We start from the raw sequence: 24,672 nt of genomic DNA on the forward strand, positions 1-24,672 counted from the left end.
GGCCGCATTTGCTAAGCTCAGGCATGAGTTCTGCTTGTTCTGTGCAAATATCGAGAGCTAAAAACCGAGTTACGCTGGTGCGGTAATATGCGAGCGATCTATTTGATTGTTAAATTTATTGCGATGACGGTTACCATAGGTTAAATTTATCGCTGTTGGCTGTGCTGGATGTGGGCTCGTTTGGCTGTTTAAATGTTTTACATACGCTCCGAGACGACGTAAAAAATCGTTTAATTTGGTAAGCAGTTTTCGTTGCTATGATTCGATCGAAGAGGCTTGGATGAATCTCCTTCAAATTATAATCCGTTCAATCGCTTTTTTGTGTCTGTTAATTATTTTTACTACACCCGCTGTGACTGCTGCAACGATCTCGGTACATAAAAAGCTCCAGAAGAAAAAGGGGGCTGACGAGATTGCGTTATTTTCGAAAAAGCGTAAGCCAGCTTCAGCTTCCGAGCTGATTTCGATTGATTCTACTCGCATTAGTCAAGAGCTTGTCGAGCCGACTCATGACGCAGATTTTAATAATAAATATCTACCGGTATTTGGTGTTGGCAATGACAATGAGATTCGCCCCACCTCGCTCAGAACCCGTGGGCTTAGTCAGTTTGCAAACGCGATCGGCTTGCGTTCTTCAAACTTGATTGTCGTTGATGGTGAGGTATTACCGCGGCAGTCCATGAAAAACTTGTCGATTGCCGACGTTGTTCGCGTGGAAGCTTGGCGTGGCCCTCAGGGTACTTCGTTTGGTCAAAATGCCTCAGCAGGGGTTATTCAGTATGAGACTAGGCGTCCTGAAATTGGGGAGTTTCTAGCAAGGGTTTCTGTGCAAACCAGCCAGTACAACGATTTTGAAACAAAGCTTGCAGTTGCTATGCCTCTTGGCGAACGGTGGGCTGCGCACCTAAATGCTCAGCGTCGCGATGTCGAGGGGTGGATTCGAAATGTATTTCCTGGTGGCGAGGATGTGGGTGCCGAATCGGCGCAAGGGCTGCGTTGGCAACTGCTGTTTGATAGCGATGAGAATTATAGCTTTCTGTTCCGTATGGACTATTCTGAGGGCGCGAGCAATTGCTGCGGATCTGTTGTTGACGAGGTTGATTTCGATTTTGGGCCGAATCCCGTCGTTCGTATTGACGACGGCGTAGTTTCTGCGTCGTCTTATAATAAGATTGATCCGGAGCCAAGTTTTCAAGATTATGGTTATTTGGTGACATCTAAAAATACAGCGGCAAGCTACCAATATTTTGAAAATACTGGCTTTTCGGCAGAGTTAAATTACACCTTTGGCAATGGAATACCACTAAACTATTTAGCAAGTTATCGTGATTATGAAGTGCACAGTAATCTTGCGTCATCCCCTTTTAAATTCCCGCTAGAGAGGGAGTCGAGGGCTGGTGCTGAAGGGGTTGCTGTCATACAGCAGGAACTCAGTTTAAGTTCGATAGGTGATAAAGTCCTGAGCTGGGTTGTCGGGGTCTTTTTTCATGGCATGTCTGGCAGCCGCTCTGAAATTACTGATGCCTGCGTGAGCGGTGCGGGCGCTTCAGCTCACGGGGTGATAGAGGACGGTCAATTAGTTGGCTGTGTAACGCGTGATTCTGCATTGGCGTTTATTGATGATTATGAATTGAATGGGCGCGAGGATCGCAGTCTGCTCCGTGCCGACCGTAATTTATCTTCCGCATATTTCACGTCTGATTTTATGAATACAGCGATCTACGGGCAATTTGGCTACCAAGTTACGCCGCGGTTAAGTGCGACATTCGGATTGCGCGCGCTATACGAGAAAGGGGCCGCGAGTTTTGCATCGCTGTGGCTGCGTCCTCCTGAAGACGGAACTGGCTTAGAAAGTTTCGCGGAGGTAAGTGATATGGCAAGCGAAGATTGGTCACTAATACGTAGAGATTTACTTAGCGCTGAATTTTCCGACGCTAATAGCAGTTTCGTTTACAAGTCTGTTTTAGGGTATCACTTTAGCGATGGTGTTCGAGCTTATGTTAATTATTCCACTGGTTATAAAGGCCCATCGTTTCATGTAACGAGTAATACGAATGTGGACGAAGTAGTGGCTTTTCCGACGCGACCTGAAATATCGACTAACTTTGAAATGGGATTGAAAACGGCTTTGTTTGCTGATCGTGTTCTCTTTGATATTACCTATTTCGATATGGCAATTGAAGACTATCAGGTTCAAGCGCAATTACTTGCCGGTGACTCGAATGCGGCTTTCGGCGGCTACACCAATGCTGAGGAAGTACGCTCGAGAGGAGTTGAGGCTGATATGGTTTATAAATTTACCGATCGCGTGAAGTTGATTGGTAGTTACGCCCAATTTGACGCAGCATATGAATCATTTGTAGGTGTCGGGCTGGCTTGCCCCGCTGGTGATTTGCAGAACCGCTGTAGTGTGGAAAATGGCAAACATGTGTTTGATCAGACCGGTCTGCCATTAGCGAATAATTCTGAAGAGCAGCTGCAGATGACAATTAATTACAAGAAGGAGTTGGGGTGTTCTGGTTGGAATGCAGACGTGCGTAGCGTATGGCGTTATGAAAGTGAAAAAACGCCAAATACGTCATTGCTCGCACTAAATACTGCACCAAATCCCGCCTTTAGCGTGTGGGATCTCTATCTTGGGTTGGGCAATGCCAAACTGCGGTTTAATTTGTTTTTAAAGAATTTACTAGATGAACGCTTTACAACATATAAAGGTGTTTCTTCCGATGGCGCACGCGTAGCTTATGGCTATTCACGCGACTATCAGCGTTATCTTGGTGGAAGTGCGAGTTATATTTTTTAATCCTTGTATTAGCGGCTTGCTACTTTAGTAAATTTTGGTTTTTGGTGCGATTACCATGTGAAATAGTTACTGTGGGGCAGCGGCAAGTTTCACTAACACGATGCAATTTTGAGCGCATTACAGATACAAAAAAGCCGCCCGAAGGCGGCTTCCTCAACAATGTAAGTCTAAGACTTACATTGTTCTTACATGCTTACTTCAGTAATTTCTACTGATGCAATGCGCTTACCTTCTTCTGCGCCGGCCTGGAACGACGCGATCTGGTCGAAGTTCATGTAGCGATAAATCTCGCCAGACATGGCATCCAGATCTTTACAGTATTCCATATACTCAGCCGGCGTAGGCAGGCGGCCCAAGATCGCACCAACCGATGCTAGTTCAGCAGAGGTCAGGTAGACATTGGCGCCATTACCAAGACGGTTAGGGAAGTTGCGGGTAGAGGTAGACAACACAGTGGCGCCGTCGGCGACACGCGCTTGGTTACCCATGCACAGTGAACAGCCTGGCATTTCGGTGCGTGCACCAGAAGCGCCGAAGATGTTGTAGTAGCCTTCTTCCATCAGGGTGTGCTGATCCATCTTCGTCGGTGGCGAGATCCACAGGCGGGTATTCAGCGTGCCTTTGTTGGCGTCGAGCAGTTTACCCGCGGCGCGGAAGTGACCGATGTTGGTCATGCAGCTACCGATGAAGACTTCGTCTACTTTGTCGCCAGCAACTTCAGACAGCAACTTAGCGTCGTCTGGGTCGTTAGGGCAGCAAACTACAGGCTCTTTCAGTTGGTCTAGGTCGATTTCGATAACCGCAGCGTATTCGGCGTCGGCATCGCCTTCGAGCAGACTTGGGTTAGCCAACCATGCTTCCATATTGGCCGCGCGGCGCTCTAGGGTACGTGGGTCGCCGTAGCCTTCGCTTACCATCCAGCGCAGCAGGGTGATGTTAGAGCGCAGGTATTCAGAGATCTCTGGAATGCCTTGTTTGATGGTACAGCCAGCAGCTGAGCGCTCTGCAGAGGCGTCAGACAATTCAAATGCCTGCTCAACAGTCAGACCAGCCAAGCCTTCGATTTCAAGAATACGGCCAGAGAAGATGTTCTTCTTGCCCTTTTTCTCAACGGTCAAGTGACCTTCTTTAATCGCTTGGTAAGGAATGGCATGAACCAAGTCGCGTAGGGTAATACCAGGCTGCATTTTGCCTTTAAAGCGAACCAATACAGATTCAGGCATATCCAGTGGCATAACGCCGGTGGCCGCAGCGAAAGCAACCAAACCAGAACCCGCAGGGAATGAGATACCCATTGGGAAGCGCGTGTGTGAGTCACCACCGGTGCCGACCGTGTCAGGCAGTAACATGCGGTTCAACCAGCTATGGATGATACCGTCGCCGGGACGCAGTGAAACACCGCCACGGGTCATGATGAAGTCTGGCAGGTTGTGCTGGGTGTCGATGTCGATTGGCTTGGGGTAAGCCGCAGTGTGACAGAACGACTGCATGGTCAGGTCGGCAGAGAAGCCGAGGCAGGCCAAGTCTTTCAACTCGTCGCGGGTCATTGGGCCAGTGGTGTCCTGTGAACCAACGGTGGTCATTTTAGGTTCACAGTAAGTTCCTGGACGAATACCGGTACCTTCGGGCAGACCACAGGCGCGACCAACCATTTTTTGCGCCAAGGTGTAGCCTTTGCCAGTATCGGCGGGCTGCTCGGGCAAACGGAATAGGGTAGACGTGGGCAGACCCAAAGATTCACGGGCTTTCGCGGTTAGGCCACGACCAATGATCAGGTTGATACGGCCGCCAGCGCGAACTTCGTCAAGCAGTACGGGTGACTTCAGTTCAAAGGTGCTCAGGGTAGCGCCAGTTTCAACATTTTTAATCACGCCGTCGTAGGGGCGGATTTCAATCACGTCGCCCATGCTCAATTCGTCAACTGGGGCTTCAAATACGAGAGCGCCAGCATCTTCCATGGTGTTGTAGAAGATGGGAGCTACTTTACTACCGATACAAATGCCGCCAGAGCGCTTATTAGGCACGCCAGGCATATCGTCGCCAAAGAACCAAAGTACTGAGTTGGTCGCAGATTTGCGCGAAGAGCCAGTACCAACAACATCGCCAACGAAGGCAATGGGGTGGCCTTTTTCTTTCAGGGTGTCGATCAATTTAAGTGGGCCAACACTGCCTTGTACGTCGGGCTTAATACCGTCGCGTTCCATTTTAAACATCGCTAATGCGTGCAGCGGGATGTCTGGGCGTGACCATGCGTCTGGCGCAGGTGATAGGTCATCGGTATTGGTTTCGCCGGTGACTTTAAATACTGTGTTAACAATGCTTTCGGCAACTTCAGGGCGGTTGGTGAACCACTCTGCATCGGCCCAGCTTTGAATAACTTCTTTAGCCAGAGCATTACCGGCTTTAGACTTTTCTTCTACGTCGTGGAATGCGTCAAACATCAGCAGGGTGTGCTTAAGCTCTTCTGCGGCGAGTTTGGCTAGATCCGCGTGGTCGAGGAGGTCAACCAGAGTCACAATATTGTAGCCGCCGTGCATATTGCCCAGCAGTTTAACTGCTTCTTCTTTGCTCAGAAGTGGGCTGCTGGCTTCGCCTTTAACGATAGCTGACAAGAAGCCGGCTTTAACATAAGCGGCTTCGTCGACACCGGGTGGTACACGGTTGGAGATCAGGTCAACAAGGGTTGCTTCTTCGCCTGCAGGCGGATTTTTGAGCAACTCGATTAGGCCCGCGACTTGTTCAGCGTTGAGTGGCTGGGGAACAATGCCTTGCGCGGCGCGTTCGTCGACGTGTTTCCGATATGCTTCAAGCACAGTGTAACTCCTCTTTTCAGTTTCGGTACCCGCATCCGCCGGGATCGCCGGGGCCGGGGCTATCGATGCCCATCATCGATGCGAAATAGGGGGCAGCAAGTATACTGAAAAACCACACGGAGGTTAAGCTTATTACCGCGCTTGCCAGCCTATGCGGTGCTGGCTTACTCTTTACGCCCTATATTTGCCGCTTTCTTTGGAGTCTAGTTTGGCTGTTGTGCGTCCGCGTGTTGTAACTCCTTGTATCGGTGTCTGTTCAACGGCGCTGGGTGATGAGGTGTGCCGTGGCTGCAAACGTTACAGTCACGAGGTGATTGACTGGAATAGCTACAACGACGACCAAAAGGCGATTATTGATGCGCGTCTGGACGGTTTTTTGGTTCAAGTCATGGAAAATAAACTCCGCATTCACGACGTAAAGCTCTTGGAGTGGCAGCTGCAGACTCAGCGTATTCGCTACCCAGTGCATAAAAGCCCCTATGTTTGGTTGTTTCAGCTATTGCGAGCGGGGGCTGGGCAGATCAGTGATAGTGCCCAATTTGGCTTTAGCGTTGATGCTGAATACCGGACGGAGCCATTAATATCGCTACGTGAGATGATTGATCAGGAGTTTTATCTGCTGTCAGAGGCGTATTACCAGCGCTATATCGGTCGGTATTTACATCGCGACGTTTAATTTTTCTGCCGTGTGTGGTTATTCAGTTGTATTGCGTCTGAAATACGCTGCGATTTTGCTATACTGCGGCCGTTTTCTTGCCCCGTTTTAGATTGGATATGCATTCTCATGGCCGTTGATATCAGTGAAATACTCGACTTTCTTCCTTGCGAGACGCCACAGGGCTGGGTCGATGCCGCCTTGCGTTTCCCGGAAGAAATGCTGATTGATCACGCCAATTGCGAGAAGAAAGCGGCGGGTACCGCGCTTAATCTTATGTTTCGCTACGTGGATAAGCCTGATTTACTGATGAAAATGTCTAAATTGGCACGGGAAGAGCTGCGCCATTTTGAGCAGGTTATGGGGATTATGAAAAAGCGCGGGGTTGCGTATCGTCATTTATCGTCCGCCAATTACGCAAACGGTTTACGCACTGGTGCTCGGACTAGCGACCCCCACAAATTGGTCGATATTTTAATTATCGGTGCGTTGATTGAGGCGCGGTCCTGCGAGCGCTTTGCGCGTATAGCGCCTTTGTTAGATGAGGAGTTGGGGGCTTTTTATACTTCCTTGTTGAAGTCTGAAGCGCGGCACTTCAAGGACTATCTGTCATTGGCTGAACGCTATGCGGTGGAGCCAATAGCCCCGCGCGTGGCCTTTTTTAAGGCCAAAGAGCAGCTCTTGATTGAGACCGTAGAACAGGAGTTTCGCTTTCATAGCGGGCCTATCGCCGCTTGACGTCCTCCTTCGCAATTTGACCCTGTGGTAGCGCTTAAATAAATGAGCCGGTATCCAGTAATTGGCGAGCTATCTCGGTAACCGGCCGGCGCTGGCGATCTGCATTTTTACTGAGTAAGTCGCTGGCTTGGTCTTCTGCTAAGCCGTAAGTGTCCATAATGAATCTTTTGGCTTTGTTTAGCACTTGCCGTGCGTCGGTAGTGGGCTTGAGACCCTCGACTTCATTGCGCAGCTGGTCAATGCTATGAAAATAGCTTATTGCAATGTCGATTAAGGCTTGTAACAGAGCGGTAGGGACAGCATCGATGGCATACAAGCTAATACCTGCTTCAGCGGCAAGGCGGTTGATGCCTTCGGAGCGACTGTTCTCTAGTTTTATCACGGTGCGAGGCGCACTTTTCTGCAGTTGGGCTAGGTGCTCGAGCGTGTCGCGATTGGGGGAGTTAGTGTCAACTAATATGATTTCTGGGTGCATTTCGCCGACTAATTGATAAATATCCGCGTTGCTATCATTAACAGTAATAACCTCAATTCCCGCCCAAGCGATGATTGGCTCGACCTTATTGGCGCGGGTGTCGTCAATATCAATCAGTAGCATTTTCATGAAGCGGCTTAAACCTCTTTTTGAATATTAATTAGCCGTAGGGCTGGGATGTCGGCCTTGGAAAGGTTCTGTTTTTCCAGGTATTTAATAATGCCGCCAACGCTAATAACCTGGCCGTCCAAAAATTGATTGGGGCCGATATGTTGCGACTTCGTCAAAATCATCTTTTCGTGCAAATTACCCTCAGTTTTGCGGTCGATACTGGGGCTTTCGAGGCCAAGGGCTGACGCCGCAGTGCGGAATAGCCCCGGTTTGTAAACAGCGGCTACGGTCTCTTCAATATTGACAGGTGTTGTTAGCTGGCCCCAGCGATACATTTGTGAAATAAACCACTCGGCGTGATTCAGCCAGGGAAAATTAGCCGAGTAGCGGTGAAATACATGGAAGTCTTCGACCTTTTCAGGGGGCAGGCCATAGTGTTTTAGTGACGAGCCCATGAGTGATAAGGCAACGGTTTCTTCGGGCAGTGCAATATACGCCGCTTGGCTAATGATTTTAGCGGTGATTCGGCGGTTATCATTTTTGTCTAACCAAATACAGGCTTTAATGAGCGCTCTAAGCAGCGCTTGGTGGGTGGCTGGGTGTTCCTTTGACCACGCCTCGCTGACGGCGAATACTTTTTCCGGACTGTTATTCCATAGCTGGTATTTGGTGGCCACCACGTGGCCGATTTGTTGCTGAACTGCCAGGGTGTTCCACGGTTCGCCAACGCAGAAACCATGGATGTCACCATCGGTCATGGCGGTCACCATTTTAGGGGGCGGTACAACGACGATCTCAATGTCGCGGTCAGGGTCGATGCCGGCGCTTGCCAGCCAGTAACGTAATTCGTAGCTTTGGGTTGAGCAGGGGTAAACTATTCCAAAACGCAATTTAGGACGCTTGCTACGTTTATTTTCTTCAATAAAACACTGCAATGCTTGTGCGGCTATTAGCGGGCTGAATTCACTGCGTGAATCAATCTCATATAGGTGGTTGTACAGGTGGTTGTTCAATGTAATGGCATTGCCATTTAGGTCGAGCACCATCGCGCTGACTAGATCAATTTTTGGGCCGCCTACGCCTAAGCGCGAAGCCACTGGGATCGAGGCTAACATTTGCGCGCCATCAAGAATGCCCAAGCCTACCTTGTCGCGAATACCGGCCCAAGACACCTCTCTAGAGAGGGTAACGTTAAGCCCTTCGCTGGTGAAATAACCCTTTTCTTGTGCGATGACCAGCGGTGCACAATCGGTTAGTGGAATAAAACCGAGGGTAATATCTGTTTTTTCCAGTTCGAATCCGTTTCGGTTATGGGTAGCCGCCATATTATGCTCCTGCCGTCTGTTCTGTGTCTGCTGCGGGTTAGTGTTCCCGCTTTGATTGAATGAGTTAAGACTCGGTTTGTATTTCTTTTTTTCCCGTGACGCTGGATCTCGCTGCGCGATAAGGGCCGGGACTCGCCTTTTCTGCTAATGCCGCGGGACTTATGTTCCCAAAGTGCTTGAAACTAGTGTCTTTCGCTGCAGCGGTGTTGCTAACATTGACTGTAATAAGAAGCTTGGTGCTTTGGCCGTAATTCTTTTGGATTCTGCTGGTAAATTTAATGAAGTTTGCTGAAGCGCTGTGAAAGGGTGCGTACAAATACGCGCTGCGGAATACAAATAATGCACCAAAAGGCATCGCCATTGATCGAACGTTAGGCTTCCATCTTGGTGCCGTGTGAGTGTTTAGTTGTGGGTTCATATCGCAAGAATCTCAGTCGAATGGCTGCAAAGGGCATGGCGCATCCGAGCTGACGGGAGCTTGCAAGCCTCTTTTTGATCCACATTAAGGCATGATTTTATTGCTGCTATGGGCATGTTCAATTGCCAATTCGACATTTTAAAAGTACCGATTACCGCGGGAATAGAGGTGTTGCTGTAAACTAAAAGCACGATCTGGGCCAGATGCGCCAAATTTGCGGATTTTAGTATAACTAATCGAAAATGGTGTGCGAGTGCGCGGGGGAGCTCGATGCGCATAATTACTTGACGTGTTCGTGGTGGGACCGCTGAAAAGCATGGCGAGGCAGGTCTAAATTGAGCCCACATGCTGGCAGTGGCAGTTAATGCTGATTCTGCTGTGTGGGCTGTGTTGCAGTGCGATAAACTTTTGGCGCTATTCGGCGGTGATAGAAAAGGGGATTTCTTCGAGTTTTAGGCCGTCTTGATTCGCAATTAATACCCACATTGCGCGATCCCAGTCGCCGAGTACAATTCGCTCCGCCGGGCGCCCTGCAATATTCAGTGGGTGCCGCATTGGGCGGTGCGTGTGGCCGTGGATCAAACGGTAACAATCGTGAGCCTGCATTTCATGAAGTACATCGTCTGAATTCACATCCATGATGTCTTCGGCTTTATTGCTATTCGCCTCGCTGCTTGCCATTCGCAAATGCTGAGCAATGGCGCGTCGCTCTTCCAGAGGCTTGGCTAGCGCCTCTTTTTGCCACGGGGCTGACCGTAGCATTTTACGAAACTGCATGTATTCTTTGTCGTCGCTACACAGGCTGTCGCCGTGCATGAGGAGGGTTGCTTCGCCATTTAATTCAATAACTGTAGGGTCGTTGAGTAGCTGGGCGCCAACGGACTCGCAGAATTGCGTGCCAATCAAAAAATCGCGATTGCCATGCATGAGATTCAGCGTCACACCGTTGTCAGTCAGGGCTTTTAATTCCTTGCTCACTGCGTCGAGCAGTGGTGATTGGTCGTCGTCGCCAATCCACGCTTCAAAAAAGTCGCCAAGGATATACAGCGATTGCGCATTCCGGGCATGATTGTGTAAGAAGTCAAAAAACGCCTGGGTAATATCCGGGCGTTTTTCATCCAGATGGAGATCTGAGATAAAGAGGCTAGTCATGGGGAGATCAGTCTACCCAAACAGCTTTTTCGATGATCACATCTTCAGCTGGCACGTCTTGGTGGCCGGCGACGCTTGTGGTTTTCACCGCTTTGATTTTGTTGACCACGTCCATGCCGTCAGTAACTTTGGCAAAAACCGCGTAGCCCCAGCCCTGCATAGTTTTGCTGCTGTGGTTAAGAAAGTCGTTGTCTTTAACATTGATGAAGAACTGTGAACTGGCTGAGTGTGGATCGGAGGTGCGAGCCATAGACAGGGTGCCAACGTCATTTTTTAGGCCGTTGTCTGCTTCGTTTTCGATGTTAGCGCGAGTGGTTTTCTGCTTCATACCTGGCTCAAAACCGCCGCCCTGCAGTACGAAGCCGTCGATAACACGATGAAAAATAGTGCCATCGTAGTAACCATCTACAACATACTGCTTGAAGTTCTCGGCGGTTTTAGGGGCCTTTTCGAAGTCCAATTCAATATTGATGTCGCCAAAATTCGTTTTGAAGATAATCATTTACGCTGATCTCGCTTATAACCGGAAATTAAAGCCGCTATAATACGGCTTTTGGCCCCGAGGCGAAACCAGCCTAGCACTTGGGGCATCAAATCCGTCAGCGAGGTGTTTGCATCCGCTTGCAGAAAAATGACGATTAACGGAATGAATCAATGACTGACACAGCAGTAACCGGCAATAATTTTCTGCGTACTATTATTAAAGAGGATATCGCCAGCGGACGTTTAAGTGGTGAGCTGGTAACACGGTTTCCACCCGAGCCTAATGGCTTTCTTCACATTGGCCACGCTAAATCAATTTGTTTAAATTTCGGCTTGGCCGAGCAATTTGGCGGTCGCTGCCATTTGCGCTTTGATGACACCAACCCCGCAAAAGAAGAGCAGGCATATATTGATGCAATTCAGGAGGATATTCGCTGGCTGGGATATGAATGGTCGGGCCCGATTCGCTACGCCTCGGATTATTTTGATACCTTATTTGAATATGCCCTGCACTTAATAAGCACTGGCAATGCCTACGTTTGTGATTTGTCTGCCGACGAGGCGCGTGAATATCGTGGCACATTGACCGAGCCTGGTCGGAATAGTCCCTACCGTGAGCGCAGTCCGGAAGAAAACCTGGCCTTGTTTACGGCCATGCGTGACGGCGAATGCGATGAAGGCAGCCGGGTCTTACGCGCAAAAATCGACATGGCAGCGCCGAATATTAATTTGCGCGATCCGATTATTTATCGTATCCGCAAGGTCAGTCACCATCAGACGGGTGATAAGTGGTGTATCTATCCAAACTATGACTTCACTCATGGTCAGTCCGATGCACTAGAAGGTATTACCCACTCAATTTGTACCTTAGAGTTTGAAGATCACCGGCCATTGTACGAGTGGTTTTTGGTTAATTTGCCAGTTCCGGCTCAGCCCAAACAGTATGAATTTGCGCGCTTAAATATCAATTACACAGTGACCAGTAAGCGTAAGCTGAAGATGCTAGTTGATGAAAATGTCGTTGATGGCTGGGACGACCCACGGATGCCGACCATTGCGGGTATGCGTCGCAGGGGTTACACGGCCGCAGCACTGCGTAATTTCTGCGATATGGTTGGTGTCGCGCGCAGCGAAGGCGTGGTGGATATGGCTATGCTGGAGCATGCGATTCGCGACGACCTCGACAAGAATGCACCGCGCGCCATGTGTGTTATGGATCCGCTTAAGTTGGTGATATCGAACTATCCTGAAGATAAGATTGAAAGCTTGCTAGCGCCAGGTCACCCAAATCGCGATGACCTCGGTGAGCGCACCTTGCCGTTTAGTCGGGAAGTGTATATCGAGCGTGACGATTTCCGTGAAGAAGCCAATAAGAAGTTTAAGCGCTTAGTTCTAGGTAAAAAAGTGCGGTTGCGCAGTGCTTATGTGTTGCAGGCTGAGTCTGTTGTTAAAGATGCCGAAGGGAATATTACCGAAGTACATTGCAGTTACGATGATGGCACCTTGGGGGAAGATCCCGCTGATGGCGTAAAGCCAAAAGGGGTTATCCACTGGGTTTCGGCCAGCCACGGTAAGCAGGCAGTGGTGCGCTTATACGATCGTTTGTTTACGCACGAAGCGCCGGACCGTGGCGGTGAAGAGTTTTTAGACCATGTGAACCCGAGCTCGCTCACCGTATTAAACAACTGTTGGATTGAGCCTGGGCTTGCAGATGCTGTTCCTGAAACTTGCTTTCAGTTCGAACGCACCGGCTATTTTGTTGCAGATCGTCACGAGCACCGCAGTGAAAAACCCGTGTTTAACCGCGCTATTGCCTTGCGGGATACATGGGGTAAAGCGGGGGAGTGATGGGGCGAATGTCGGGCGTCTGACGTCCGACGATTACTCTAGCGCGCAGTATTGCGCGCATCTGGAAAACTAAACTTATACCACGGGTCTTGGCGTTTGTTCTCCCGTCTCCCGTTCAGCATTAAGCGATAAACTATGAGCATACAAATCTACAACACCCTAAGCCGCAGTAAGCAGCCTTTAAAACCGTTGCAAGATGGCAAAATTAGTATGTACGTATGCGGTATGACGGTATATGACTACTGCCATTTGGGGCATGCGCGGGTGTTGGTGGCGTTTGATGTCATTACCCGATACTTGCGTGCTAAGACGTTTGATGTGAATTACGTGCGTAATATCACCGACATTGATGACAAAATTTTGCGTCGTGCTGCAGAAAACGGCGAGGCGTATGAGGCCTTAACCGAGCGTTTTATTGCGGCAATGAACGAAGATGCAGGACGTCTTGGTATTATTGCGCCGAATAGCGAACCGCGGGCCACCGCGCATATTGGCGATATTATTGCCATGGTTACGCGTTTAATTGCCAGTGGGCACGCTTATCAGGCAAGTAATGGCGATGTTTATTATCGCGTCACGGCCTTTGCTGACTATGGTAAATTATCTGGAAAGAATCCGGATGAGCTTTTGTCTGGTGCGCGTATTGCGGTTGATGAGGCCAAAGACGATCCCCGAGATTTTGCTTTGTGGAAGGCGGTGACTGACGGCACAACCAGTTGGCCTTCACCGTGGGGCGAGGGCCGGCCGGGTTGGCATATTGAATGTTCCGCGATGTCTACTTGCTGCTTGGGTGACACTTTTGATATTCACGGCGGCGGTCCCGATCTCGTTTTTCCGCATCATGAAAATGAAATTGCTCAGTCTGAAGCGGCGACGGGTAAGCAGTATGCGCAAACCTGGATGCACGCGGGTGCGGTTCGGGTTGATAATGAAAAAATGTCTAAATCGCTGGGCAATTTTTTTACGATCCGTGAAATTCTCGATAAATATCATCCTGAAGTAGTGCGCTATTTTTTAATCTCTAGCCACTACCGCAGTGCCATTAATTATTCTGAAGAAAACCTGCAGATAGCCAAGCAGAATCTAGAGCGTTTTTATCACGCCTTTAAAGGCCTGCCCGCGGTAACACCGATTCCCTACGCGGAATTGCCTCAGAGTAATGATTTTGTGCAGCGCTTTGATGCGGCAATGGCAGATGATTTTAATGTGCCACTTGCCGTGGCGGTACTCTACGACATGGTGCGTGAACTGAATACGGCGAAGGAAGCTGGCAGCGCTGAGGCGATAACGTCACTTGCGCAGATATTGAAATCACTCGCCGCGGTATTGGGTGTTTTGCAGCTGGAAGCTGATGATTTTTTACAAGCTGGTAGTGCAGATCAATTAGATGCCGCGAGTATTGAGCTGTTAATTGCGGAGCGCGTGCAGGCTAAGAAAGATCGCCAATTTTCACGTGCCGATGAGATTCGTGATTCACTTAAAGCGCAGGGTGTTATTTTAGAAGACAGTCGAGAAGGCACTACCTGGCGGCGGAATTAGGCCGGTAGTTTAGATCTATGGCTGTGCTTGGCGTTTGCGCGTTACAAAATACATCATAATCCATGCGAGCAAATAGCCGCTAATTACGCCTAGGCTGTTGGCAAACACATCTTCAATGGAGGTGTGTCGCCCAGGTGAGAGCCGCTGTGCATATTCCACAGCGCTGCTGTAAAGGATAATGCCAATACCGCTGGCCAGGCGCCATCGGTGGTTATGAAATAAAGGGAAGGCCAGCATCATAAAAAGCGAATAGGCGCAAAAGTGCTCCAGCTTATCCCATATATTCAATGTTGGCCCTTGGTCGGCGGGCAGCAGTGATAGAACGGTAATGACGATGGCGTAGGCCAAAAACAATAAAATACGATAGCGGCGGCTTAAGCTCATTTAGTGCTGCCGTAATCGTCTACCTGTAATGCAAGTAGCCGCTTTTGGGCTTCAGCAACCACAATGTTTATATCCGTTTCATCGGCATAGTCTTCCATGGGGAAGCGTTCATAATTAAAACTGATGTCAGTAAATGGTTTTGGTAGCTTGGTTTTATCCCAGGTGTTTTCTAATCTCACGCCGCGGTATTCCGCACGTATCAAATAAAGGGGAAGTTTGGTTTTGCGTGCCAGCATCACAGCGCCCTGTTTCATTTCATGGCGTGGGCCGCGGGATCCATCGACGGCAAACGCAATGGTTTTGCCTTTGCGCGCCGCTTTTAATAATTGAAAAAAAGCATCCATGCCGCCGCGACTGCGCGAGCCTAGCGCCACTTCGTAGCCATAGCGCTCCATGACTTTGGCAATGGAGTAACCGAAGTGATTCTGCGAGGCGATGGCAGTGACGTCTTTGTCGCGGAAATAATGAATCAGCGGCAATAATTCATCGTGATAAACCGCCATTACACAGGGCCGTTCAATCTCGAGCTGATTCTTAAAGCGCAGGGTATTCATTACCCAGAAAAATAACTGCAGGATCTCGCTTAAGATTCTGCGGGCTATTTTTTGGGCTGTACCTATCTTTTTGGGGGGTTTAACGCGTCCCATGATTCAAGTCCGGCTTAGGCTAGGGCTTTTTCGCCGGAATCGACACTCTGAAAGATCAGGGTGTTAATGGTCATTGGGCCGACGCCGCCGGGCACGGGCGTGTAAGCGCTAACGCGGTCGACTAAGGGAACAAGCTCGATGTCGCCAACGCCACCGGGGTGGTAGCCGGCATCAACTACAACGGCGCCATCTTTAATCCACTCGGCTTTTATGAATTCGGGTTTGCCAACGGCGCCAACCAGAATATCGGCCTGTTTTATAAGCTCGGGTAAGTTCTGGGTGCGTGAGTGGCAAATGGTGACGGTGGCATTGGCCTCTAATAGCATCATTGCCATAGGCTTGCCGAGAATGGCGCTGCGTCCGACGACCACGGCATGTTTACCCTCAATATCTATATTGTAGTGTTCAAGGATGCGCATAATGCCTTTTGGGGTGGCGCAGCCGTAAGCATCTTCGCCCATTGCCATACGGCCAAAGCCAAGGCAGGTGACGCCGTCGACGTCTTTATGCAGGGCGATGGCATCAAAGCAGGCGCGCTCGTCAATTTGCTCAGGCACTGGATGCTGGAGCAGAATGCCATGAATGTCGGGGTTGCTATTCAGTTCGGAGATTTTGGACAGCAATTGCTCTGTGGTTGTTGAACCTGGCATTTCGACCGCAAGCGACTCCATGCCAACGCGGCGGCAGGCATTGCCTTTCATCTTTACATAGGTGGCAGAGGCGGGGTCGTCGCCCACTAGTATCGTTGCTAGGATTGGCGTTCTGCCCGCAGAGCTATTCTTAAGGGCAGTAACCCGCGCCGCCAGTTGTTCTTCCCAGCTTGCCGCCAGTGTTTTGCCATCTAAGATCAGAGCTGCCATGTCAAGTCGTCTCGTAAAAAAGGTGATTCAAATTAAGGTGTTATTGTCGCATGGCGCGAAACGGCAGGCCAACAAATGAAATGAAATAATTTCTCTAAAAGCGTTGACGGAAACGGGACTGCTGCGTATTATGCCCACCTCCTGTAGCGAGGCATACGGGAAACGAAAAACGGGGTATAGCGCAGTCTGGTAGCGCGCCTGCTTTGGGAGCAGGATGTCGGGAGTTCGAATCTCTCTACCCCGACCATTTTTCGTATCTCAGTTAAGGCGATTTTTGCGCCCGTAGCTCAGCTGGATAGAGCAACGGCCTTCTAAGCCGTCGGTCACAGGTTCGAATCCTGTCGGGCGCGCCACTTACAGGTTTGTAGTACCCTCTAGTAGTACCCCAATGGTGGCCGTAGCTCAGTTGGTAGAGTCCAGGATTGTGATTCCTGTTGTCGCGGGTTCAAGCCCCGTCGGCCACCCCATTATTTTGTCTAGCTCCTCTGTTTAAGAAAATCCTCAGTGGTTACTGCGTAACGTTGAGAAGTATTTCCTCCAAATTAAAGCGTCTTTCTGAATTCCCCTGCATCAAGTTTATTCGCCGCCCTTGGTCTTTTCTCCTACGTCTTTAGCTCTATGTAATATTCACACTTTATATCGTGATTGGGCCTCTTGTGTATTTTAGCGCTTAACCTATGATGTTCGCATTCTGGCGACTGTGTGTAAAAGGCGCTAGGGCTCTGTAAATAGCGCATTCGTCGCTGTAGCTTGTCATTTTTGTAACTGTTTTAGGGTATCAAATAACCGTTTTTATAACGGGAGTTTGCGGTGCCTAGCGTTCCTGTGTGAGTGGCGGTCTTGGCTAAATCTCAGCAAGAACTTTATCGGTGTGGGTTTTAGGGTATGGAGTTTGGCATGAGCGCTTTCCGTCGGTATCTAATAGTTTTGCTTGTGAGTGTTTTCTTGCTGGGGCCAATATTGCTCAGTGCAAATGTGGCCAAAGCAGATGCAATGACTGATTTTTTAAATTCTCTGGGCATTTCTGCGCTGTTTTCTGAATTTGGTAAAACAGTCGGCACCGTTGGTGGGTCGGTCTTAGACCCAGTGGGTACCGGCGACAATGATTTCTTAGGCATTGATGTGCTCAACCCAGAAAACGATTTTGGTTTGACTGCCAATTCTGCTGAGTTGACGGGAACTGGGAATAAAACGGGCTCAGACACCGCGATACCCTTGGATGCGCTCGGAGTTTCTGATGCCGCGGCTGAGCACGGTTTAAATTACGAAAGCGGCAGCGCAGATCAAATTCGCGGCGTAATTGGGCCGAATGGTTCGGTGACTACTGCGGCGGTATCAGCCGTGAAGGAAGGCAGTGGCCAACTCGGGTCAGCGGTGGGGGCCGGTGCGCCATTGCCAGGCCTGAATGATCAACCGGTTGGGCTATCGGTGTTGGGTACGAGTTCTTCGGGTAATGGCGATGCAATTGGCGTAGCTGTTTTATCTGGTGACAACTCGGGTAATGGCGGCAGCGCTGGCGTGGCGGTGTTCTCGGGAAACGGTTCTGGTAACGGCGATAGCGCCGGTATTGCCGTGCTTAGTGGTGCAAATTCAGGGAATTCCGAGTTTAGCAGCGTGGCAATATTAAATGGCGACAATTCGGGGAATTCCGGCACCATCGCATTTGGCGTTTTAAATGGCGCCAATTCTGCTAATGGCGGGGTTGTTGGTGCCGGGATTTTAAACGGACCGGGTTCTGGGGCGGGTGGTTTGATCACGCTTGCGGTTGCTAACGCGCCGGCGGGCCCCAGTAATACAGGCAATGGCGCTGCTAATAATGCTAGCTGCACGGCTTCTGGCGGTGTTGGTTGTAGCGATATTACTGCATTGGCATTGCTGGATACCTGTAAAGATGCCGACCTTGATGGTGTCTGCGATGAGCGAGACGAGTGTTTAAATACACCTGCCGATATGCCGGTATTTTTAACCGGATGCCATCTGTCCGAAGATGCGCCGTTGGTGTTGCGCGGTGTTAATTTCGAATTCGATAAGTGGGACTTAACTGCGGAGTCTTATCCAATTCTGGCGCATGCAGTCAAGGTGCTAAATGCTCAGCCTGACTCCCTTGTGGCGGTGGACGGTCATACCGATTGGATGGGCAGTGACAGCTACAATATTCGCTTGTCTTATAAACGAGCGCGAACGGTTTATCACTATTTAATCGATGCGGGAATACATGAAAATCGATTGGTTTTCCGTGGTTATGGTGAAAGTGTGCCGGTGGCGCCGAATGCAAATGACGATGGCAGCGACAATCCCGCGGGTCGAGCTGAAAACCGTCGGGTGGAGTTAAATGTATTGCAAGTCGATGTTTTTGAGGCGGTAAAGGAAGAGAATTTGGCGCAACGCTGAAGTGAGTATCAGCGCTAGGGTGAAGCCCTAGCGTCTATTTTTCGGGATTGGTCTCCCTTGGCTTTTATTGTTTAGAGACGATGATATGGCAATTGATTTTCCTTCAGCACTTCCTCCGCAGCAAGCGACAGTCGTACAGATTGCCGAATGGGCGGGCGCGAGTAATATTTACCAAGGCGTGGTAAATGGCTATCAGATACGGGTTTCTGGCGATCACTATTTAAGTCGCGAGCAGTTGGATAAAATTTTTAAATCAGCAACTACACCGTCACAAGCAATTTTTCTAATGAGCTCGGCAGCACTTAGAAACGGGCATATGTTGGTGTCCATGCAGTATGCCCCGGACGGGGAGGCGATTTATGTGCACGCACTTCAGGCCCGTGTTGTGGAATTAAAGGGCGGCGAAATAAGTACGTTTTTTACTGATCTAAAAGATAAACCGAGTCTTAGCCGTGCTGAATTCGACCGAGCCAGAGTGATGGCTAACGTTCGCAGTGAGCGCACGGGTATTGATTATTCTGTTAGTTATACAGTAGATGAAAACACACCAGAGCGTGTTGCTATGGTCTTTTCTGGCGAGCCACGTGAAGATCATGATGCGACGGATTTGGTCTTTAAATTTGGTAACCAGGGTAGTCGGTATGTGGGCCGGTATTTTGGGGATGTAGGGCTTAGCCACAACTTTGACGATGGTAGTCGTGCGACCGCGATGGTTGAAACGGCATTTACTGATCTCGGTGAGTCACGTGGTGGGGAAGATTACTACCGTGTTCAATTAACTGCAGATCGGCCTTTTGCGGCGGGTTTGTATGGCGTGAGCGCCGGGCATACTGAATATTCACAAGACCTCGGTAGCAGTAGCACCAGCTCAACAACGACAGCATCAAACTCTGGTTTGATCTGCGATGTGTTGGGCGTGCTGGGTTTATGTAGTCCAAGTTCTACTGCAACGATAAGCACTCAGAGAGTAGGCCTGGACGCTAAAATTAATACCCTGGGTATTTCCGGCGAGCAGGTACTCTTTAGTGATCTAAGTTCTAGGCTAAATGTATTCGAACGACTCGACTATATTGATTCACAAATTGATGTCGGCGTTTTCGGGAATTTACAAGACGAAAAATACGCCACACTTGAGCTAGGTGGGAAGTATTTCTCTGCAGATTTACGTGGACCAAAAGCGTTGCGTTGGTCGGCGCAGTTGTCATTAAAGGCTGGAGTGACAGGGGATACCGGTAGTTTAGGTACTTACAAAGAGTACCGCGCTCAGTATTTGGCCAACAATGCTGGCGCGACAACTGCACCCCAAGTTGTGCCAAGTGCTAGGACCGCAGAGTTTATAAGCCTTATGCCGCGTTTTACGGCAAAACTGCCGATAGCGGGTGCTGGCGATCTACGCTTAAATGCCATGGCACAATTGGCAAATGAGCAGTTGCCCCAGCAGCAGCAGTGGGTGTTGGGCGGTATGGGGTCGATCAGTGCGTATTTACCTGGCGTTTTGGCGGGTGATTCTGGCTACTACGGTAAATTAGACTACGCCCAATCCCTTAGGGTTCTGAGTATCGATATCGAGCCTGAGGTTTTTGTTGAATACGGCGCTGCGTGGTTTGAAAATGCGGCGGGTGACGACGGTGAAGCCCGCAGTATTGTTGATGCTGGCGTAAAATTTAGTGCGGATTTAGCGTGGGGCGTGCAAGTTGATGCGGTTATCGCACGCGCCATAGCCGATGATGGCTTTGCCAATTCGTCTACATTAAAGCCCTATGAAACGGATTTCTATTTCTCCCTCAAAAAGATATTTTAAACTTCCTTGCGATGAAAGGAATAGCTAGTGCGTTTAAACGTGCTGGCGATTCTGTTCATCGCATTCGGCGCGACTTAAATCTATTGATGGCTTGGCTATAACGCCTTACGATTCCCTTTTCCCGCCAACTCAGTGTAAGTGTTAGTGCCTCTTTGTAATCCCGATTAGAGTAGTAACCTTTCTGGTAATAATTAAAAATGCCAGTGCGTAATTATTACGTCTCATAATTATCAGCTTGGGAATTAGTCAATAATTTCACTGAGTTTAAATGTGACCTCTGTCACAATATTTGTTTTATTTTGTAATTAAATGTGTCGTTGGCTGGATTCTTAATACAGAGGACTTAATATGCCGCCAATATCGCAATATTAAGCTAAGTACTCGTTTCTGATTGAGACTGTTCGGAGGTTTTGTCGTCATTGAGTAGATATGGAAGCACATGCTGCATCGTAAAGTAATGCTGTGTACTCGGAAGCTTGTAATGGATTGCGAAGGCAAAAACACACAAATTCTCCCTACGTCCTGTTTGCTTATCTTGATGTCCGTTGAGACGGAATTTATGTGACGTTTTGTACCTACTTTTTCCAGAAAATTAATTGTTGGCCACCGTGCTGTTTCGCACTGGGTGAAATTCCCTTGTTGCGAGTTTGTGATCTCTGAGCACGGTGGGCAAGAATATGAAATATAAATTGTAGTTTACTATCTTTACAAATGGAGTTGCCAAATGAAGTCTATTCGCAGGCTGTTGTCTGTTTCGCTTATTATCTCGGCAGTAATGTCGGCATCATTTGCGTCTGCAGATGCCTTAACAGATCTACTGAATTCCCTCGGTTTACCGCAGTTGTTCTCTGAAGTTGGATCGACTGTGGGCACGATAGGTGCGTCGGTGCTTGACCCTGTCGGTACTGGGGATAACGACTTTCTTGGGGTGGATTTATTAAACTCGGAAGATGATGTTGGCGCTACCTTGGGTGGTTCTGACGAACTCACCGGGACCGGCAATAAAACCGGCTCAGAAACGATGCTACCGTTGGATGTGCTCGGTCTAAGCGAGCTGTTGAGCGCATTGGGTTTAACTTATGATGCCGGTTTTGCTACCCAGCTTCGCAGTTTGGTCGGGCCTGACGGCGTAATAACTGAAGGCTTGGTTGACGTGCTTGGAGGTATACCGGCGGGTTTTGAACTTCCTGGTTTAGAACAAAGCTCTGGTCTGGTGATTGACGGTGCTGAGAACGGTTTGCTCGGGCTGTCTTTGCTTGATTCGGGCTCTGGCGGTAATGGCGGCGCAATTGGCGTGGCGGTATTGTCGGGCGACAATTCAGGTAACGGCGAATACGCTGGGGTTAGCTTGCTGGGTGGCTCAGGCAGCGGGAATGCAGGCCTTCTTGGTCTAGCTGCATTGTCTGGCAGTAACTCTGGAAATAGCGGTGCAATCGCGGCTGGCGTTTTGGGTGGTGATAATACTGGTAATGGTGGCAGCGTTGGTATTGGCGCCTTGAATGGTGACAACGCAGGTAATGGCGAAAGCGCCGGTATCGCGGTGTTAAATGGTGCAGATTCCGGTAATGGCGACACCGCAGGCATCGCGGTTTTAAATGGTGATAATTCCGGTAATGCGGTGCTTGCCGGCGTTGGCGCCTTGAACGGTGATAACTCAGGAAACTCAGATACGATTGCGGTCGGTGCGCTCAATGGCGAAAACTCCGGAAATGGCGGTGTTATTGCTGCTGGGGCGTTAAATGGCGCGGGTTCAGGTCAAGGCGGATTAGTTTCCGTTGGTGCGCTAAATGAACCTGCAGCTGAAGCGAATGGAAATGGCGATGATAACAACGGAAGTTGTACTGCGGCGGGTTCTGTTGGCTGCGCGGCGCCACTGCAATTGGCGATGCTAGACGCGTGTGCAGATGTTGATGGCGATGGCGTGTGCGATGAACGTGATGAATGCCTTGATACTCCCGCAAATATGCCAGTATTTTTAACCGGCTGCCATCTAACGGCGGATGCTCCGCTGGTTTTACGCGGTGTTAATTTTGAATTTGATAAAGCGGACTTAACGTCTGCATCTTTACCAATTTTGGAACACGCGGTACGTGTTTTGGCGGCTCAGCCTGCGGCACTCGTTGCAGTAGACGGACATACCGACGCGAAAGGCAGTGATGAATATAATATGCGTTTGTCGTACCTGCGCGCACGTACTGTATATACCTACCTGATTGATGCTGGAATTGATAACAAGCGCTTAACTTACCGTGGCTTCGGTGAAAGCGTGCCTGTCGCGCCAAATGCCAACGAAGATGGTAGCGATGATCCGGTTGGCCGGGCAGAAAATCGTCGTGTTGAACTTAATATACTCGATGTGGAAACCTTTCAATCAATCAAGCAAGAAAATCTAAGTAAATAGACGATAGGGACGAATTAATTGAAGCTGATGGTAGGGGGCGTTCGTCGCTCCCTGTTTGCATGGCAGGCTTCCTTTGTTAATAAATACTTAATTCAAAGCATATTTAAGGAATAGATTATGGCTATTGATTTTCCGCCTGCGTTACCGCCGCATTTGACGACCGTCACCGAGATTACAACTGCGGCCGCTGGTGCAAGTGCGCCCTATGTTGGCTTGGTAAATGGTTATGAACTGCGGGTAACTGGGGATCACTATTTGAGTGAGGCGGAGCTAGAAACAATTTTTAGTACCGCTAAAACGCCGTCACAAACCATCTTTTTGATGAGTTCTTTGGTACTGCGTAAAGGCCACTTATTGGTGTCGATGGAATACGCGCCAGAGGGTAGTGTGGTTTATGTTCATGCTGTTCAAGCCGCATTGACTTCGGTAGAAGGCGAGGGTGTTGCTCAGTATTTTAAAGGCTTAGAGGGTGATGGCGATTTAACCCGCGCTGAATTTGAGCGCGCTCGCGTAATGGCAAATGTAAAAAGCCAGCGCACCGGCGTGGATTATTCTGCACGCTTTGTTGTAGATGAAAATCAGCCAGACGTTGCTAGCCTGGTATTTGATGCAACGCCAGTTGAAGATTTTGATGCCACCGACGTCTATCTGCAATTTGGTAACCAAGGTAGCCGCTATGTTGGCCGTTATTTTGGCGACGTTGGCGTAAGCCATAATTTTGATGACGGGAGTCGCGTTGGGCTTGGCTACCAAACGGCTTTTACTGATTTGGGTGAGTCGCGTGATGGTGAGGATTACCATCGTATTCAAATTTCCGCGGACAAACCGTTTTCTTCCGGGCTTTATGGAATAACGGCGAGCCACACAGAGTATACCCAGCAACTTGGTTCTAGCTCAGGCAGTTCGACGACTGGCGGCACCGGTGCGATCTGTGACTTACTTTCAGCTTTGGGCTTATGCGCTCCCGGGGCATCTACCCCAGGGCAGAGTTATGATTTGGAAGCAGATATCAATGTTGTTTCGCTGAGTGGCGAGCAAGTATTAGCCAGTGACTTAACGTATCGCATAAATTTGTTCGAGCGCCTTGAATACATCGATTCTCAGCTTGATGTTAGTGGTGTCGGTAGCTTACAAGATGAGAAATACGGCACGCTCGAATTGGGTGCTAAGTATTTCTCCGCGGAAACGATGGGCGATACTAAATTTCGCTGGTCAGCGCAGTTGTCGGTAAAAGCGGGGATCACTGGCGACAGCGGCACACTCGGCACTTACCCGGAATATTTAGCAGCGAACCCAACGTCATCATCTGTGGTTCCTGCAGCACGCACCGCTGAATTTGTGACGATTCTGCCGCGTATTGCCGCAAAGCTTCCCTTGTCAAAAGAGACTGAGCTGAACGCCAGTGTTTTTGCCCAGTATGCCGATGAGCAATTACCTCAGCAGCAGCAGTGGGTTTTAGGCGGCATGAAGTCTATTAGCGCCTACTTGCCCGGCGTAATGTCAGGGGACTCGGGTTATTTCGGTGACCTGAGCTTGCAACATAAAGTGGTTGTTGCGGGTATTGATGTAACTGCCGCTGTATTTGCTGAATACGGCGCAGCATGGTTTGAGAATGCGGCAGGTACGGCAGGTGACGAGCGCAGTATTGCCGACGCCGGTGTACGTGTTTCAGCTGATTTGGGCTGGGGCGTTAACTTGGATGCCGTTGTAGCGAGACCGCTGGCAGATGATGGTTTTGTGTCCGATGATGAACTTGAGCGCTTAGAAGCAGACTTCTATTTCGTCGTGAAAAAGGTCTTTTGATCTTAAACTTCGCTGCAGCTACGCA

Annotated in this window: 17 protein-coding genes and 3 tRNA genes; 12 read left to right on the forward strand and 8 right to left on the reverse strand. The window is 49.4% G+C overall.

Annotation, left to right across the window (positions count from 1 at the left end; genetic code table 11):
* The first annotated feature begins 280 nt into the window (after positions 1-280).
* Complete coding sequence (locus tag ABD836_RS02185) at positions 281-2,803, forward strand: TonB-dependent receptor (protein WP_344932124.1); 2,523 nt, start codon at positions 281-283, stop codon at positions 2,801-2,803.
* Positions 2,804-2,988: 185 nt separating this feature from the next.
* Here the strand turns inward: ABD836_RS02185 and acnB are convergent, their stop codons facing one another.
* Positions 2,989-5,616 (reverse strand): bifunctional aconitate hydratase 2/2-methylisocitrate dehydratase, encoded by a 2,628-nt coding sequence (gene acnB, locus ABD836_RS02190; RefSeq protein ID WP_344932125.1) that lies wholly within the window; start codon positions 5,614-5,616, stop codon positions 2,989-2,991.
* A gap of 217 nt (positions 5,617-5,833) precedes the next feature.
* Between acnB and ABD836_RS02195 the strand changes: the two genes are divergently transcribed.
* Both ABD836_RS02195 and ABD836_RS02200 read left to right on the forward strand, forming a co-directional pair.
* Entirely contained in the window at positions 5,834-6,292 is a 459-nt protein-coding gene (locus ABD836_RS02195; RefSeq protein ID WP_344933558.1) for a DUF1289 domain-containing protein, read from the forward strand.
* 108 nt (positions 6,293-6,400) lie between these two features.
* Entirely contained in the window at positions 6,401-7,009 is a 609-nt protein-coding gene (locus tag ABD836_RS02200; protein WP_344932126.1) for a MiaE family protein, read from the forward strand.
* 34 nt (positions 7,010-7,043) lie between these two features.
* On the opposite strand, the gene ABD836_RS02205 is transcribed toward ABD836_RS02200, so the two are convergent.
* From ABD836_RS02205 to ABD836_RS02220, 4 genes are all read right to left on the reverse strand, one after another.
* Positions 7,044-7,613 carry an ANTAR domain-containing response regulator gene (locus ABD836_RS02205; protein WP_344932127.1) on the reverse strand — a complete coding sequence of 190 codons (570 nt, stop codon included), beginning with the start codon at positions 7,611-7,613 and terminating at the stop codon, positions 7,044-7,046.
* A gap of 8 nt (positions 7,614-7,621) precedes the next feature.
* Positions 7,622-8,920: a CmpA/NrtA family ABC transporter substrate-binding protein gene (locus ABD836_RS02210; protein ID WP_344932128.1), complete on the reverse strand. Its 1,299-nt coding sequence runs from the start codon at positions 8,918-8,920 to the stop codon at positions 7,622-7,624.
* An 832-nt stretch (positions 8,921-9,752) separates the two neighbouring features.
* Positions 9,753-10,490 carry a UDP-2,3-diacylglucosamine diphosphatase gene (locus ABD836_RS02215; protein WP_344932129.1) on the reverse strand — a complete coding sequence of 246 codons (738 nt, stop codon included), beginning with the start codon at positions 10,488-10,490 and terminating at the stop codon, positions 9,753-9,755.
* A 7-nt stretch (positions 10,491-10,497) separates the two neighbouring features.
* On the reverse strand, positions 10,498-10,992 hold the full coding sequence (locus ABD836_RS02220) for a peptidylprolyl isomerase (RefSeq protein ID WP_344932130.1): 495 nt from the start codon (positions 10,990-10,992) through the stop codon (positions 10,498-10,500).
* 152 nt (positions 10,993-11,144) lie between these two features.
* Between ABD836_RS02220 and ABD836_RS02225 the strand changes: the two genes are divergently transcribed.
* Both ABD836_RS02225 and cysS read left to right on the forward strand, forming a co-directional pair.
* Positions 11,145-12,821 carry a glutamine--tRNA ligase/YqeY domain fusion protein gene (locus tag ABD836_RS02225; RefSeq protein ID WP_344932131.1) on the forward strand — a complete coding sequence of 559 codons (1,677 nt, stop codon included), beginning with the start codon at positions 11,145-11,147 and terminating at the stop codon, positions 12,819-12,821.
* A gap of 135 nt (positions 12,822-12,956) precedes the next feature.
* Positions 12,957-14,360, forward strand: coding sequence for a cysteine--tRNA ligase (cysS, locus tag ABD836_RS02230; RefSeq protein WP_344932132.1), 1,404 nt, complete (start codon positions 12,957-12,959; stop codon positions 14,358-14,360).
* Between the two features lie 15 nt (positions 14,361-14,375).
* On the opposite strand, the gene ABD836_RS02235 is transcribed toward cysS, so the two are convergent.
* The 3 genes from ABD836_RS02235 to folD are packed head-to-tail and all read right to left on the reverse strand — an operon-like array spanning position 14,376 to position 16,251.
* Entirely contained in the window at positions 14,376-14,744 is a 369-nt protein-coding gene (locus tag ABD836_RS02235) for a VanZ family protein (RefSeq protein ID WP_344932133.1), read from the reverse strand.
* Positions 14,741-15,391: a lysophospholipid acyltransferase family protein gene (locus ABD836_RS02240; protein ID WP_344932134.1), complete on the reverse strand. Its 651-nt coding sequence runs from the start codon at positions 15,389-15,391 to the stop codon at positions 14,741-14,743. Before ABD836_RS02240 ends, ABD836_RS02235 begins: the two co-directional genes overlap by 4 nt.
* A gap of 14 nt (positions 15,392-15,405) precedes the next feature.
* The gene (folD, locus tag ABD836_RS02245; RefSeq protein WP_344932135.1) at positions 15,406-16,251 is read right to left on the reverse strand and encodes a bifunctional methylenetetrahydrofolate dehydrogenase/methenyltetrahydrofolate cyclohydrolase FolD; all 846 of its coding nucleotides are present in this window, start codon (positions 16,249-16,251) and stop codon (positions 15,406-15,408) included.
* A gap of 170 nt (positions 16,252-16,421) precedes the next feature.
* On the opposite strand from folD, the gene ABD836_RS02250 reads away from it, so the two are divergent.
* From ABD836_RS02250 to ABD836_RS02280, 7 genes are all read left to right on the forward strand, one after another.
* Positions 16,422-16,498: transfer RNA gene (locus tag ABD836_RS02250), tRNA-Pro, on the forward strand.
* A 29-nt stretch (positions 16,499-16,527) separates the two neighbouring features.
* Positions 16,528-16,604 (forward strand) — tRNA-Arg (locus ABD836_RS02255).
* Between the two features lie 38 nt (positions 16,605-16,642).
* Positions 16,643-16,718, forward strand: a tRNA-His gene (locus ABD836_RS02260).
* A 430-nt stretch (positions 16,719-17,148) separates the two neighbouring features.
* Entirely contained in the window at positions 17,149-18,642 is a 1,494-nt protein-coding gene (locus ABD836_RS02265) for an OmpA family protein (RefSeq protein ID WP_344932136.1), read from the forward strand.
* 85 nt (positions 18,643-18,727) lie between these two features.
* Entirely contained in the window at positions 18,728-20,443 is a 1,716-nt protein-coding gene (locus tag ABD836_RS02270; RefSeq protein WP_344932137.1) for a ShlB/FhaC/HecB family hemolysin secretion/activation protein, read from the forward strand.
* Between the two features lie 724 nt (positions 20,444-21,167).
* On the forward strand, positions 21,168-22,844 hold the full coding sequence (locus ABD836_RS02275; RefSeq protein ID WP_344932138.1) for an OmpA family protein: 1,677 nt from the start codon (positions 21,168-21,170) through the stop codon (positions 22,842-22,844).
* A gap of 117 nt (positions 22,845-22,961) precedes the next feature.
* The gene (locus ABD836_RS02280; RefSeq protein ID WP_344932139.1) at positions 22,962-24,647 is read left to right on the forward strand and encodes a ShlB/FhaC/HecB family hemolysin secretion/activation protein; all 1,686 of its coding nucleotides are present in this window, start codon (positions 22,962-22,964) and stop codon (positions 24,645-24,647) included.
* Positions 24,648-24,672: the final 25 nt, after the last annotated feature.

This window comes from Zhongshania borealis (genome assembly GCF_039539625.1).
In the GTDB taxonomy this organism is placed as follows: domain Bacteria; phylum Pseudomonadota; class Gammaproteobacteria; order Pseudomonadales; family Spongiibacteraceae; genus Spongiibacter; species Spongiibacter borealis.